General features: G+C 64.3%; 9 protein-coding genes. 5 read left to right on the forward strand and 4 right to left on the reverse strand.

Going from position 1 to position 13,277, the window contains the following annotated elements; translation table 11 throughout:
- The first annotated feature begins 697 nt into the window (after positions 1-697).
- Positions 698-2,077: a Gfo/Idh/MocA family oxidoreductase gene (locus KF886_19175; GenBank protein MBX3179483.1), complete on the forward strand. Its 1,380-nt coding sequence runs from the start codon at positions 698-700 to the stop codon at positions 2,075-2,077.
- A gap of 90 nt (positions 2,078-2,167) precedes the next feature.
- Here the strand turns inward: KF886_19175 and KF886_19180 are convergent, their stop codons facing one another.
- Positions 2,168-3,295: a Gfo/Idh/MocA family oxidoreductase gene (locus KF886_19180; protein MBX3179484.1), complete on the reverse strand. Its 1,128-nt coding sequence runs from the start codon at positions 3,293-3,295 to the stop codon at positions 2,168-2,170.
- Between the two features lie 114 nt (positions 3,296-3,409).
- On the reverse strand, positions 3,410-4,459 hold the full coding sequence (locus tag KF886_19185) for a sugar phosphate isomerase/epimerase (protein MBX3179485.1): 1,050 nt from the start codon (positions 4,457-4,459) through the stop codon (positions 3,410-3,412).
- A gap of 439 nt (positions 4,460-4,898) precedes the next feature.
- Between KF886_19185 and KF886_19190 the strand changes: the two genes are divergently transcribed.
- Positions 4,899-5,495, forward strand: coding sequence for an acyltransferase (locus tag KF886_19190; GenBank protein MBX3179486.1), 597 nt, complete (start codon positions 4,899-4,901; stop codon positions 5,493-5,495).
- Positions 5,492-6,208 carry an HAD family hydrolase gene (locus KF886_19195; GenBank protein MBX3179487.1) on the forward strand — a complete coding sequence of 239 codons (717 nt, stop codon included), beginning with the start codon at positions 5,492-5,494 and terminating at the stop codon, positions 6,206-6,208. The genes KF886_19190 and KF886_19195 overlap by 4 nt, the downstream gene beginning before the upstream one ends.
- A gap of 327 nt (positions 6,209-6,535) precedes the next feature.
- Here the strand turns inward: KF886_19195 and KF886_19200 are convergent, their stop codons facing one another.
- Positions 6,536-8,926 (reverse strand): hypothetical protein, encoded by a 2,391-nt coding sequence (locus KF886_19200; GenBank protein ID MBX3179488.1) that lies wholly within the window; start codon positions 8,924-8,926, stop codon positions 6,536-6,538.
- 751 nt (positions 8,927-9,677) lie between these two features.
- On the opposite strand from KF886_19200, the gene KF886_19205 reads away from it, so the two are divergent.
- Complete coding sequence (locus tag KF886_19205) at positions 9,678-11,090, forward strand: Hsp70 family protein (GenBank protein MBX3179489.1); 1,413 nt, start codon at positions 9,678-9,680, stop codon at positions 11,088-11,090.
- 13 nt (positions 11,091-11,103) lie between these two features.
- Here the strand turns inward: KF886_19205 and KF886_19210 are convergent, their stop codons facing one another.
- The gene (locus KF886_19210) at positions 11,104-11,844 is read right to left on the reverse strand and encodes a GDSL family lipase (protein MBX3179490.1); all 741 of its coding nucleotides are present in this window, start codon (positions 11,842-11,844) and stop codon (positions 11,104-11,106) included.
- A gap of 132 nt (positions 11,845-11,976) precedes the next feature.
- Here KF886_19210 and KF886_19215 point away from each other — a divergent pair, with 132 nt between their 5' ends.
- Complete coding sequence (locus tag KF886_19215) at positions 11,977-13,224, forward strand: hypothetical protein (protein ID MBX3179491.1); 1,248 nt, start codon at positions 11,977-11,979, stop codon at positions 13,222-13,224.
- The last annotated feature ends 53 nt before the right edge of the window (positions 13,225-13,277 follow it).

The raw sequence follows: 13,277 nt of genomic DNA on the forward strand, positions 1-13,277 counted from the left end.
CTTGCGCCTGCGGCGCAATCTGCCGGCGGGCCGCCGGCGCTCCAAAGTTGTCTTGCGCCCGCGGCGCAATCTGCCGGCGGGCCGCCGGCGCTCCATAGTTGTCTTGCGCCCGCGGCGCAATCTGCCGGCGGGCCGCCGGCGCTCCATAGTTGTCTTGCGCCTGCGGCGCAATCTGCCGGCGGGCCGCCGGCGCTCCATAGTTGTATTGCGCCCGCGGCGCAATCTGCCGGCGGGCCGCCGGCGCTCCATGGTTGTCTTGCGCCTTGCGGCGCAATCTGCCGGCGGGCCGCCGGCGCTCCATAGTTGCACGTTGCCTTTATTCCGCAAGTCGCTCTGGTTTGACCACTTTACTTGGCTCGGCTGAAGTGTTACCCAGTTCGAGCCGAGCACCATACGAACCACGAGAAATGTTGGCAAGGGCGCGTGTTGGAGCGCTGGCATTTCGCCCGCGGCGAATCCCGGACCTTGCCGGCAGAAATGCCGGCGCTCCAACACGCTCACTTTCATTGAATCAAGGATCCGAATCAAGTCAAGCTTACGCCCAAATGCCGCGATCGGGTTTAATTGCGATTGCCCCCGGCGCCTATCCGGGACCGCGCCGAAAACTCTTGCCTCCCGGCGCGGCCTGTGCTTAAATGAACGCGCCCTGCTGGTACAAAAACCCGGCGCTCTCCCGCCGGTAAGGAAGGAGTACCGAATGAAAACCCCGCAACCCCCAACAACCAGCCCATCTCCCGCCACGGGCCCTTTCCGGCGCCGGGATTTCCTCAAGACCGCCGCCGCCGGCGCGGGGCTTCTCATTTTGCCCAGCGGCGCCTTCGCGGGGCCGAATGCGCCCAGCAACAAGCTCAATGTCGCGCTGATCGGCGCTGATGGTCGCGGGCGCGCGCACTATGAGGCGCTCGCCACCGAGAACGTGGTGGCGCTGTGCGACGTGGATGAGACCCACCTCGACTTTGCGCAGCAGACCTTCCCCGACGCCAAGCGCTATATCGACTGGCGCGAGTGCCTGGACCACCCGGAGCTGGACGCCATCGTCTGCTGCACGACGGACCAGACGCACGCCTTCATTTCCAGCTGGGCGCTCGATCGCGACCTGCACATCTACTGCGAAAAGCCGCTGGCCATCAGCGTGGAGGAAGCGCGGCTCGTCCGGGCGAAATACCTGCCGAAGAAGGACAAACTCGCGACCCAGGTTGGCATGCAGCGCCACGCCAAGGAGAACTTCAACCGTATTCGCGAAATGATCCTTGACGGGGCCATTGGCGAATTGCGCGAGGTCAGCGCCTGGGGCGATCGCCAGATCCCGCGCGATGGTTACCTGCCCGCCGCCGGCGATCCGCCCAAGCACCTGCACTACGATCTCTGGCTCGGGCCGGCGCCCTTCCACCCCTATAACCCGGGCTATTTCAAGGGCGATACCGGCATGAACTGCCTGGAGTGGAACATGTTCTGGGATTTCGGCGTCGGCCAGGTGGGCGATATGGGCAGCCACACGATGGACATCGTGTGGAACGCGATCGACGCCACGCTACCCATTTCCGCCGAAGGGGTTGGCGAACCCTTCAACCCCGAGGTGACCCCCGTCCGCATGACATCGACGTTTGTGAATCCGGCGAACGACTGGCGGCCGGAAATCGTGGTTAAATGGTATCAGGGCGGCGACATGCCCGCCTCGCCCGAGAAATACATCGACCTCAACGCCATCGGGCACGGCGCCATGTTCCGCGGCACGCACGGCTACCTGATCGCCAATTTCGACACGCGGATCCTCTATCCGTACGGCGCAAAGACGGACATGACCTACTACAAGCCGCGCGCGGAGAAGGATCTCCTCCCTGAAGTTGGCCATTTCCAGAAACAGTGGATCAACGCCTGCAAGGGCGGCAGCCTGAAGACCGCCTGCGATTTCGAGTACAGCGCCAATATGATCGAGCAGTTGATCCTCGGCCTCGTCGCCTACCGGCACGGCGGCAAGATCGAATACGACGGCGCCGCCGGCCGCGTGACGAACAGCGAATCGGCCAACGCCCTGCTGAAGCGCCCCTACCGCGACGGCTGGACGCTCGAAGGCTGATCGACGCCCCGACCAAGAAACCTGGCGGCCCGATCCCGGGAGGGATCGGGCCGCCTGATCATTTCCGCGAGGCGCGCGTGAATGCGCCGATCAGAATTTGACCCAGGATGCGCCGGCGTTGGCCGATTCGACGGCTTTCGTGATGAATTCCATCCCGCGCAGGCCGTCGTAAACCGTGGGGAAGTCGTATTCCTCGGTCTTCAGGGGCGCGCCGTCGATATGTGCGCGAATCGCCTTCACTGCGTCGCAGTAGATTGTCGCGAAGGCCCCGATATAGCCCTCGGGATGGCCCGTGGGGACGCGTGTGGCCCCCGCCGCCGGCACCGACAGGTAGCCGTGTCCCCGCGTAAGGGTATGGCGGGGCTCGCCGTAGCGGTACATCTCCATGTAGTTCGGGTTTTCCTGCGCCCACTTGATGGCGCCCTTCTCGGCGTAGACCCGGATGGTCAACCCGTTCTCCTCGCCTGTCGCCACCTGGCTGATGGTCAGCACGCCCTTGCCGCCGCCCTTCAGCCGCAGCAACGTGTTCACGTCCTCGTCCAGCGTGCGATCGGGCAGGAAGGTGCTGGAGTCCGCGCACATCTCCACAACCGGGTCGCCCGTGATGAACTCCATCAGGTTCAGGCAGTGGCTACCGATGTCGCCCAGCGTTCCGCCGAGGCCCGATTGCGCCGGGTCCACGCGCCACGCGGCCTGCTTCTGGCCCAGCTTCTCGTGGGGCACCATCAGGAAGTCCTGCAGGTATTCCACGATCACCTTGCGCACCTGGCCCATCCCGCCCGACTCGAAGAGGTGCTTCGCATGGCGGACCAGCGGATGGCCCGTGTAGTTGTGGGTGAGCGCGAAGACGAGCCCGGTCTTCTCCACGAGCGCCACCAGTTCCCGGGCTTCTTCCACCGTATACGTCATGGGCTTGTCGCACACCACGTGAAAGCCCGATTCCAGGAACTTCTTCGCCACGGGGAAGTGGAGGTTGTTCGGCGTGACGATGCTCACGAAGTCGATGCGCTCGCCCTCGGGCAGCGCGGCCTCTTTCTCGGCCATCTCCTCGTAGCTCGTGTAACACCGCGCGGGGTCCAGGTAAAGCTCCGCGCCCGTGGTCTTCGTGTTTTCGTAGTCCCGGGAAAAACAACCGGCAACCAGGTCGATCTGCTGGTCCAGGGCCGCCGCCATCCGGTGCACGCCGCCAATAAACGCGCCCTGGCCGCCGCCGACCATTCCCATCTTCAGTTTACGCTTCCAGGATTCCATAGCCTCGCATTCTCCGTGTTTACCGTGATTGATTGTTGTGCGTTCGGGTTGTTCCGGCGCCGCGCGGACCGCCGGGAACCGTCAGTCCAGCCCGAGCATGCGGCGGTTGCGCGCCGTGTCCGTCGCGCCGCCGGCAAAGTCGTCAAACGCGACCGCGGTCTTCTCGATCAGGTGCGCTTCGATGAAGGCCGCGCCCTCTTCCGCGCCCTGTTCGGGGCTCTTGATGCAGCATTCCCACTCCAGCACCGCCCAGCCCTCGTAGCCGATCTCCGTCATCAGCGTGAACACGCGCGTGAAGTCGACGTCGCCGTCGCCCAGCGAGCGGAAGCGGCCCGCGCGGTCGGTCCAGCCCTGGTAGCCGCCATACACGCCCACGCGTCCGGTCGGGTTGAACTCCGCGTCCTTCACGTGGAAGGCCTTGATGCGGTCCGCGTAGATCTTGATGAATTCGAGGTAGTCGAGCTGCTGCAGGACGAAGTGGCTCGGGTCATAGTTGATGCAGGCCGCCGGGTGGTTGTTCGTGTGCTCCAGGAACAACTCGAAGGTCGCCCCGTCAAACACATCCGAACCCGGGTGCAGTTCGTACCCGAAGGTGCAGCCCTTTTCCGTCGCAAAGTCGAGGATCGGGCGCCAGCGGTTCGCAAGCTCCTTGAAGGACTCCTCGATCAGCCCCGCCGGGCGCTGCGGCCACGGATAGATCATGTGCCAGGCGAAGCCGCCCGACATCGCCGGGATGCAGCTCAGGCCCAGGTTCGCGGACGCGGATACGCACTTCTTCAGCTGGTCCGTGGCCCAGGCGGTGCGCTCGGCGCCCTTCAGCCCCGCCGGATGGAAGCCCGCGAAGCCTTCTTCATAGGCCGGATGAATCGCCAGCACCTGGCCCTGCAGGTGCGCCGCGATCTCGGTGGGTTCCAGGCCGATCTTGTCCAGGATCCCGCGAAAATCGTCGCAATACGCTTTCGACTCCGCCGCCTTCTCCAGATCGAAGCAGCGTCCGTCCCACGAGGGGATCTGCACGCCCTTGTAGCCCAGGTCCGCGACCCATTTTCCAATGCTCTCCAGCGAATTGTAGGGCGCCTCATCGCGCATGAACTGCGCCAGAAAGATTGCCGGTCCCTTAATCGATGCCATGATCGCTCTCCTTATGCCTGGTTGGTTGGGATAGTCGGGGCGCGGCACGGCCCGACAATCCGCGGGGGATTTCGCGGTACCGCACGCCCGCAGTGCACTATAGCGAAATCGCCCGGTCGTTTCCAGACGCACCCCCCAGGGCAATCGCATTTAAACTTCCAACTCGGGCCGAGCGCCACATGATCCACCTTCAACGTTAGAAAGGGCGCGTGTTGGAGCGCTGGCATTTCGCCTGCGGCGAATCCCCGACCTTGCCGGCACAGATGCCGGCGCTCCAAAACGCTCGCTATCGTTGATTCAAGGTTCCAAATCTACTCAAGTTTACGCCCATATACCGAGATCGAGTCTAAATGCGATTGCCCAGACGCGTCCCCGCCGCCGTTGCCCCGATCCGTCGCCCTGCCGTACAATGGAGGGCCGCGGTAAGGAATCCAATCCCATGAACAAACTCGAACGCACCTGGCTCACGTGGAAACACCGCCGCAAGTTCGCGCGGCTCGGCAAGGGCTGCCAGTTCCCCATTCCGCAGCTCTGCGTTCAGGGCCACGTGGAAATGGGCGACTATTGCCGTTTCCGCAACGACGTCACCCTGCGCACCCACGGCAACGGCAAGATCATCTTCGGAACCCGGTCCGGGCTCAGCTGGGGCTGCCTGGCCGAGGCCTGGGATCGCATCGAAATCGGTAATTACACCGCCATCGCGGAGTTCTCCTGGCTCTGCGACAGCATGCCCGTGCTCCAGGGCGCGCCACAGCCCCGCGGCCGCGAAGCGCGCATCACGAAACCCATCCGCATCGGCGACAACGTCTTCGTCGGGAGCGGGTGCATCATCGGGCCCGGCGTCACCATCGGCGATGGCGCCGTGGTCGGACCCTTCTCCATCGTCACGCGCGACGTGGGCCCCATGGAGATCTGGACCGGCGCGCCCGCCCGAAAAATGGGACACCGCACCGAGGGCGTATCCGAGGAGCAGTTGCAGGCCTACCGCGACATGCTCGAACAGCAAGGCCTGCTTCAGGACCGCTACCTGGAATGAGTATACGCGCGATTACATTCGACTTCTGGATGACGCTCTTCGAGGAGCGGAACCGCCACGAACGGCACGCCTGCCGCGTGGAAGCCTTCTGCAAGGCCACGGGCGCCCCCCGCGAAGAAACCAGCCAGGCCCTGCGGGCCGCCCACGACTACTTTTTTCACATCCACGAGCACGAACAGCGCACACTGACGCCGCGCGACGCCGTGGATATGGTCTGCGACGCCCTCGGCATCGCCCTGGACCCCGAGGAGGCCGACGCCATGGCCGACGTCTTCGGCACGGCGATTCACGTCTTTCCGCCGGTCCCCATCCCGGGCGCGCTCGACGCCGTCAAGGCGGCGTCGGAACGCGTCCCCGTCGGGCTCATATCCGACAGCGGCATGAGCCCGGGCGCCTCGTTGAGGAAGCTGCTCGACGACAACGGATTCACGCCGCACTTCACCGTGCTGACCTTTTCCGACGAGGTCGGCGTGGCCAAGCCGCAGGCCCCCATGTTCCACCGTACCGCGGCGGCGCTCGGAGTTGCGCCGTCCGAACTGTTTCACGTTGGCGACCTGGAGCCGACCGACATCCGGGGCGTTCAAGCCGTCGGCGGCGTGGCCGCGCTCTTCGCCGGCGCCAATCCGCGCTTCGCCAGCGACACCCGGGCGGAGCATACGTTTCACCGCTGGGAGGAGTTCCTCGACCTCCTCCCAGGGCTCCTGGATCGCTGATCGCGGACCCTTCTACTTTCGGAATTCGTTAGCGGAATGAAGCGGGCTTGATTCTTCGACGAATAAACCCCGCGCCGCAACGGAAGTGCGGACGAATGGGAGCGCGGGCGGCCCGCCCGCACCGCGCCGGAGGCGCGAATCTGTTAAACAGCGGTAGTCCGAGTCCAATCGTCTCCCCGATCAAATGTGTCGATATTGCAAACACGCAATGCACCTCCGGTGCATTGCAGGCGGGGACGCCTGCGCTCCCAGCCTTGCGCGCTCTCGTCGTAGTATCGCGGTATGACAAGAATGGGCTGGCGCCACTTCATTCGGCTAAAATGTTACCTACTTTCGAATAAGCCAGACCTCCGCCACCTGCGTCCCGCGTCCCGCGCCGCCCACGCCCGGCGTCTGCGTCCATTCGAGCGCCAACGTCCCGTCCGCAGTCGCCGCGCGCGGCACATCGAACTGCACCGGCGCCACGGGCATCGGCTTCGTCATGTAGCCGTGGATCTCGTGCTCGCCGTCGGCCACCAGCCGCAGTTCCGCGGTGAGCCGGTCGCCCGTATACGTCGCCTTCACGGCGTACTGCGCGCCCGGATCGAGATTCGTATACTCCATCCGCAGCGGCTGATCGCGCAGGGTCTCCGCGTAGGTGACCCAGGACATCCGCCAGTCCGGCATGGAATGGATCGCGTCGTGGGGGGTCTCGCGGCGCTCGGGATCCAGGCGCCAGCCGACGCCCGGATGCAGGTGCGGCTGCGCGCCCGGCTGGCCCAGGTCGTCGTAGAAGCCGCCCGGCCCGGGGTTGTCCCAGTTCACGATGACGTCCAGCGCGGCCCGCTTTTCGGCCTCCGTATCGAGGTTCCGGATCGCTTCAAACTCGTTGTTGAGCCAGATCCGGCTGTTCAGCGGATAATCCACCAGGTCCAGGTTCGCTCCCCGCCGCACCGCGATTGCCTGATACCGCTCCACGCTGTGCTGCATCCGGATGCTCTGGTACAGCGCCTCCGCCATCTCGAAAACGCGCGCGCGTATGTCCTGCGCCACGGGCTCCGTCAGCGAACGCTCCAGGATCGCGGTGGCCCGCTTCATGGCCACGTCCGCGCCAAGCCGGTCCGCCTGCCGCAGCGCGTCCATCGCCTGCTGCTCCAGGGACGTCTCATAGTGGAGCCGGCGCCGGTTGTACTCATCGTAATTGGCGCGGTAGATCGCCTGCTGGAAGCGCCACTTCAGCTTCACCTGCGGGCTCGCCTCCGCCAGCATCTGTTCAAACTGCTTCCACGTCGTCTCCACCCCCGCGTTCGTCGCCAGCGGTCCGATCCAGTTGCGCTCCAGCGCGAGGAGGCCCTGCGCAAACGATTCTTCCAGTTCCGGGCCGATGAAATACCGCGCGTATGCGCGCATAACCCCGTTCACATCCACATCCGGGTCCCAGCCGAGCGCGCTCCAAAGGATCTTGTTCACGTCGTCGTTGCAGCCCTCGGAATAGGTCAGGAAACCGTAGGCCAGGTGATCCCAGAGGCGGTAGATCTCCGCGAATTGCGTCGGCCGCGGATTGATCACCTCCCGGTTCTCCGTCAGCGCGTACGCCGGATCCCAGTTTGGGACGGCGAACTGGCTCGCAATGCTGTGCGTGATGTCAGGATAGCGCCGGATCGGGTAGTTGGAAGGCACGCGCTCGCGCAGCGCCGGCAGCATCGCAAAATTCTGCGGGCCGTACACAATCCCGCTGAGCCACTTCGGCTGCTTTTCCATCAGCGCGTAGAATTCCTCCGTGCCCGCCGCGTCGAAGCTCTGCGGCGACATCCACATCTGCGCGTCCGGGTGGTGCTTTTGCAGGTTAGCCGTCTGCTTTTCTAGCAGGTTGAAGAGCACCCCCGGCGGCGTGTGTCCCGGGTCGCCCCCCGGCACGAACACCACGCTGATGTGCGGCAGCCTTTCGAAGACCTCGCCCCATTCCCGTAAGGCGAATTCCACCGTCTCCGGCTTCGTGTAATCCTCGTCCAGCGCCGGATACCAGATCCAGAGATCCAGCCCGTAGTCCTTCGCCAGTTGGGACATCTCGGCCATCATGTCGATCTGCGGCAACGGGAAATGCGGGCTGTCCGCCGCGTCGTCGGTCCGCGGCGGCATGAGCTCCACCGCGTTCGTCCCGAACACGATCAGGTCGCGGTAATACTGCTCCCACATCGGCGCCGTCCAGCCATCGTACGAATTCACCTTCGGGCGAAAGCCGAGCTGGTGCCCGCGCAGGGGCGTCACCGGAGCCGTGTCGATATCCACCGCCGCATCCAGTTGCACCGACTCCCGCGTCATCCGCATCTCCTGGAGGAGTCGCCCGCACCCGAACAACACCCCGCGTGCGTCGTTCCCAACCACCAGCACCGTCGGCGCGCCACGCCCCGAAACGGTCTTCACCCGGTAGCCCTCGGCCTTACCGCCGGCCGGCGCCTCGCCCACCGCGTTCGCGGCCGCTTCGCCATAAGACGTCAGCACCGAATGACGCCCGACCACGATGACCGGCACGTTGTCCGCCGGCAGTTCCCGCCGCACTTCCCAGCGCGCCAGCGACCGCGCCGCCACCTCCTCCACCAGCATCTCCACGGCCTTCTGCTCCGGCGTCGAATCGGGCTCCGGTGTCACCACCACCGCGTTAAACAAATCCAGCGGCGCGGCCCCCGCCGGCAACGCCAGCGAGCCCACGGCAACCAACAGACCAACAAAAACACGCATGGGGCCAACGGCAAGGTTCATGGCTCTTCTCTCCCGTTAAACGGACACAACCCGCGGCGCCCACGCGCCGGACGGCAATCCATTTAAGCACAAGTCGATCCCGCTGGCAAGCAAAATCTCGAAAAACACGGATCGCCCCAGGAGGAGATCGACGCGCGCGACACGACGCCGGTGGCGGCGTCCAAAAAAAAGAAACGCCACAACAATGGGACTCGTTATGGCGCCACTTCAGGAGGAATGTGCGTTGCGACGGCGGTTCCGCGTGCCGGGACAAGCACCCGAGACCGCCTTTGCGTGTCACAACACACGCTTTGGGAAGACTTCCGTGTCTACTTCGTCGCCTCAACATCCTTGTTTCGGCCTGATACCTGAACTATCGGCATCGCCGTGGGAATCTTTAGTCTCGATACCGAGCGCTTGAGAAACTGGGTAACCGTTCAGCCGTACGAAGTAGCGCCAGATCTTTTTTGTCGTGCCTCGAAACTACGACGAGCGTACGCAAAGCTGGGAACGCACCTCTGTTGCGGCGCGGATTTGTGTCCTCGTGGCCGCGGGAATGCCCGCGATCCCTATGCCGCGCTACCTTGCGAGTTACCGGGACGCCCCGCGCGACCTCGCCGATGCCGGTTGTCCGGTTCGGGTGTTTGCATGCCCGCGCGGGGCGGTGGTATACTCCGCAATTTGGCAAAACGCAGCTTGCCATATATTCTAAGTTCTTTTGTTTGAACGAATTACGTAAAGGTACACGCCCGTGGGGAAGTTTTACTGCGGTGTCGATTTCGGCACGTCCAATTCCAGTGTCGCCCTGTCCGACGGCGAGAAGGTGCAGGTGCTCGCGCTGGATGAAGCGAATGTCAGCCCGACATCGCTGCCCTCCCTGCTTTACATCACCAACGACGGCGAAAAGATCATCGGTCGCGGGGCCGCGAACGCCTTTATCGACCGCAATGTTGATCGTGAGGTTCTCCTCCAGCAGGTGGACCTGGGCGTGAGTATCGAGGCCTATGTCGCGTCGGAGCCGGACAAAAGCGAGGGCTACCGGCCGCACACGACGGACGGATCCGCCCGCGAGGCCGTGCGCGCGCGCGCCGTGGTGGAGGTGAACTCCCCGGGGCGCCTGTTTCAATCGCTCAAGACGCTCCTGCGCCACGACGGATTCCGGGGCACCGAGGTTTTCGGTACGCATTACCAGATCGAAGAACTGGTGGCCATGATCCTCGAGCCGATCAAGAATGCGGCGGACGCGGCGGCCGGCGAGTCCATTGAGCATGCCGTTTTCGGGCGGCCGGTGCGCTTTTCCCAGCGGGATACGGAAAACGAGGTCGCTGAACGCCGGCTGCGTACCGCCGCCGGCCTGGCGGGCTTCAAGGACGTCACCTTCTTCTACGAACCCGTCGGCGCCTGCGTGGAGTACGCCATGGCCGCGGAAGAGCGGCAGCGGCTGATGGTCGTGGATATCGGCGGCGGCACCTGCGACGTGTGCATCATGGAGTTTGGCGGATCCCACGGCTTCAAGGACCGGCTCGCGGAAAGCAAGATCCTCAGCGTGTCCGGCGTGCCCGTGGCGGGCGACGCCATCGACCGGGAAATCATCCGCAGCAAACTGTTTCCGGTATTCGGGAGCCGCGCGCGCTACGGCCCGTCGCGCCTGCCCATGCCCCAGTACCTGTACAACCAGATTCTGGACTGGCAGAACCTTTACAAGCTGAACAACGAAGAGACGACAAACTGGCTCATCGCGGCGGAAGCGACCTCGGACAACCCCGCCGCGCTGCGTGCGCTCCGCTGCCTCATCCAGCGCAACTTCGGCTACCCGGTCGCGCGGGAAGTGGAGGCGGCAAAGCGGCGCCTTTCCGTCGATATGGAAACCGAGATCCGCATCGAGAAGGAATCGATCGAGATCCAGGAGCGCCTGGAGCGCGAGGAATTCGCCCACATTATCGAAGAGAACCTCGAACTCATGCTGAACAGCATCGAGGAGGCGGAATCGCTCGCCGGCATCAAGGCGAGCGATCTGGATCTCGTGCTCACCACCGGCGGCACCAGCCTGATCCCGGCCATCCGCAGCATGCTCGAAGACCGCTTCGGCCCCGAGAAACTCAAGGCGCGGGACACGTTCACCAGCGTCGCCACGGGCCTCGCAATCGTCGCGCAGTACACCTGATATCGGCGCGCGCCTACTCCGCCGCGTGATCCGCCGCCGGCGCCTTTTCGGGGACGCCGAGCAGGGGCGCCAACACGGGCTCCATTGAAGAGGCCCAGACCTGGTAGCCCGCCTCGTTCGGGTGGAGCAGATCCGGCATCAGCGATTCCGGGACTTGTCCCTGAAGATCACGGAAGGCCGGTCCCAGATCGAGAAACGTCACCATCGGGTCAGCGGCCAGATCGGCGATGAGCGTGTTGGCCTGGTTGAGCTTCTCCACGATCTTCTCGGGCTTGTCGCCGCGCGGGAAGATTGCCAGGAGCAGCACCTTCGTGTCCGGCAGGCCGTTGCGCAGCCGCCGCACGATCGCGGTAACCCCCTCGGAGATTTCCTCGGCGGAATTGTCCTTGTGGTTGTTCGTGCCGATCATGACCACGGCGACTTTCGGGGATATTCCGTCGATATTCCCGTTTTCGAGCCGCCAGATCACATGCTGGGTGCGATCGCCGCCGATACCCAGGTTCACGGCGTTCCGGTCCGCGTAGTAGTGGTCCCAAACGGGTTTCCCCGCGCCTTCCCACCCGTGCGTGATGGAATCGCCGATGAATACGAGGTCGGCGTTGCCCTGTTTCACGCGCTCGTTCATCTGTTCGTGCCGGGCCATCCAGCCCTCCTGCTTTTCGCGGGGCTCGGGCGCGACGGCCGTGTTTGCGGCGGCGGCAACGAGGGCCGTCAGACACCAGGCGGCGCAGGCGGCGGCGTACATTCGCTTCATCGCGATATCTTCCTTTCACGGGTCGGGACTCAGACTTGCCAGGGGGATTACTCCATAGTGTACGCTACCCCTTTGCTGTTTGTCGCCAATTTTTTTTGCGCGCGAGATGGCCGAGAGGCCGGGAGGATAATCATGATGATTCGACTGACGTGCTGCCTGGCGGCCCTGGCGATGGCCGGGGGCGCGCTGTGCGAGGCAACGTGGTACAAGGGCGCGACGCACCTGCACAGCCTCTGGAGCGACGGCGACGCCGCGCCGGAGTACATAATCCAATGGTACCGTGACAACGGCTGGGACTTCGTGTGCCCGTCGGATCACAACGTGCTCCTGCAGGGCGAGCGGTATTACGACATCACGGAGGACAAGCACCTGACCCCGGCCCGCGTGGACGAGTTGAAGGCCATGTTCGGCGCGGACTGGGTCGTGGTGAACGACGGGAAGATGCGCCTGAAGACGCTGGAGGAGCTTCGCGCGCATTTTCAGAAGCCGGGCGAGTTCATCCTGATTGAGGCGGAGGAGATGACGACGCGGGGCGGCAACCCGCACATCAATGCGCTGAATCTGCGCGAGCCCGTGGATGGCCTTCCGAACGAAGGCGAGAAACCGGGCCTCATCCAGCACTATATCGACGTCATCGCCGCGCAGAGCAAGAAGTACGGCATCCCGATGATCGTCCACCTGAACCACGTGAACTTCGCCGACCGTATCACCACGGAGGAGATCATCGAGGCGCGCGGCCTCCACTTTTTCGAGGTCTACAACGGCCACCGGTCGGTGTACTCGTGGGGCATTCCCGATCAGGGCGTGCCGTCCCACGAGCGGCACTGGGACGTGGTCAATTCCATGAAGCAGCTCCGCGAGCCGGGCTACATCATGTATGGCGTCGCGACCGACGACAGCCACAACTACTTCAAAGCGCCCGGCGGCGTTTCGAACCCGGGCCGCGGCTGGATCATGGTGCGCTCGGAGGCGCTGGAGGCGAACGCGCTGATCGAAGCGATGCAACGCGGCGACTTCTACAGCTCGACCGGGGTGACCCTGAAGGACGTGCGCGCGGCGGACAGGTCGCTGGGCGTGACGGTCGCCGGCGAACCGGGCGTAACCTACACAACGCAGTACGTCGGCACGCGCCGGGGCTTCAACCAGGAGACGCGCCCCGCGCTCGATGCGGAGGGGAACCCGCTGAAGCGCAGCTCGCTGATTTACAGCGACAGCATCGGGGAAGTCCTGCACGAGACCACCGACCTGGAATCGGACTATACGTTCCAAGGCGACGAACTGTACGTCCGCGCGCGGGTCGTTTCCGACAAGCTCCAGCCGAACCCCCACGAGGAAGGCGACTACGAAATGGCCTGGGTACAGCCCGTGCTCGTGAAATAGGCGGGGATCGGGCCTGTATTCTTTCTGCCGCGGCCGCCCGCGCGAATCCCGCG

It is taken from the genome of Candidatus Hydrogenedentota bacterium (genome assembly GCA_019637335.1).
In the GTDB taxonomy this organism is placed as follows: Bacteria; Hydrogenedentota; Hydrogenedentia; order Hydrogenedentales; family JAEUWI01; genus JAEUWI01.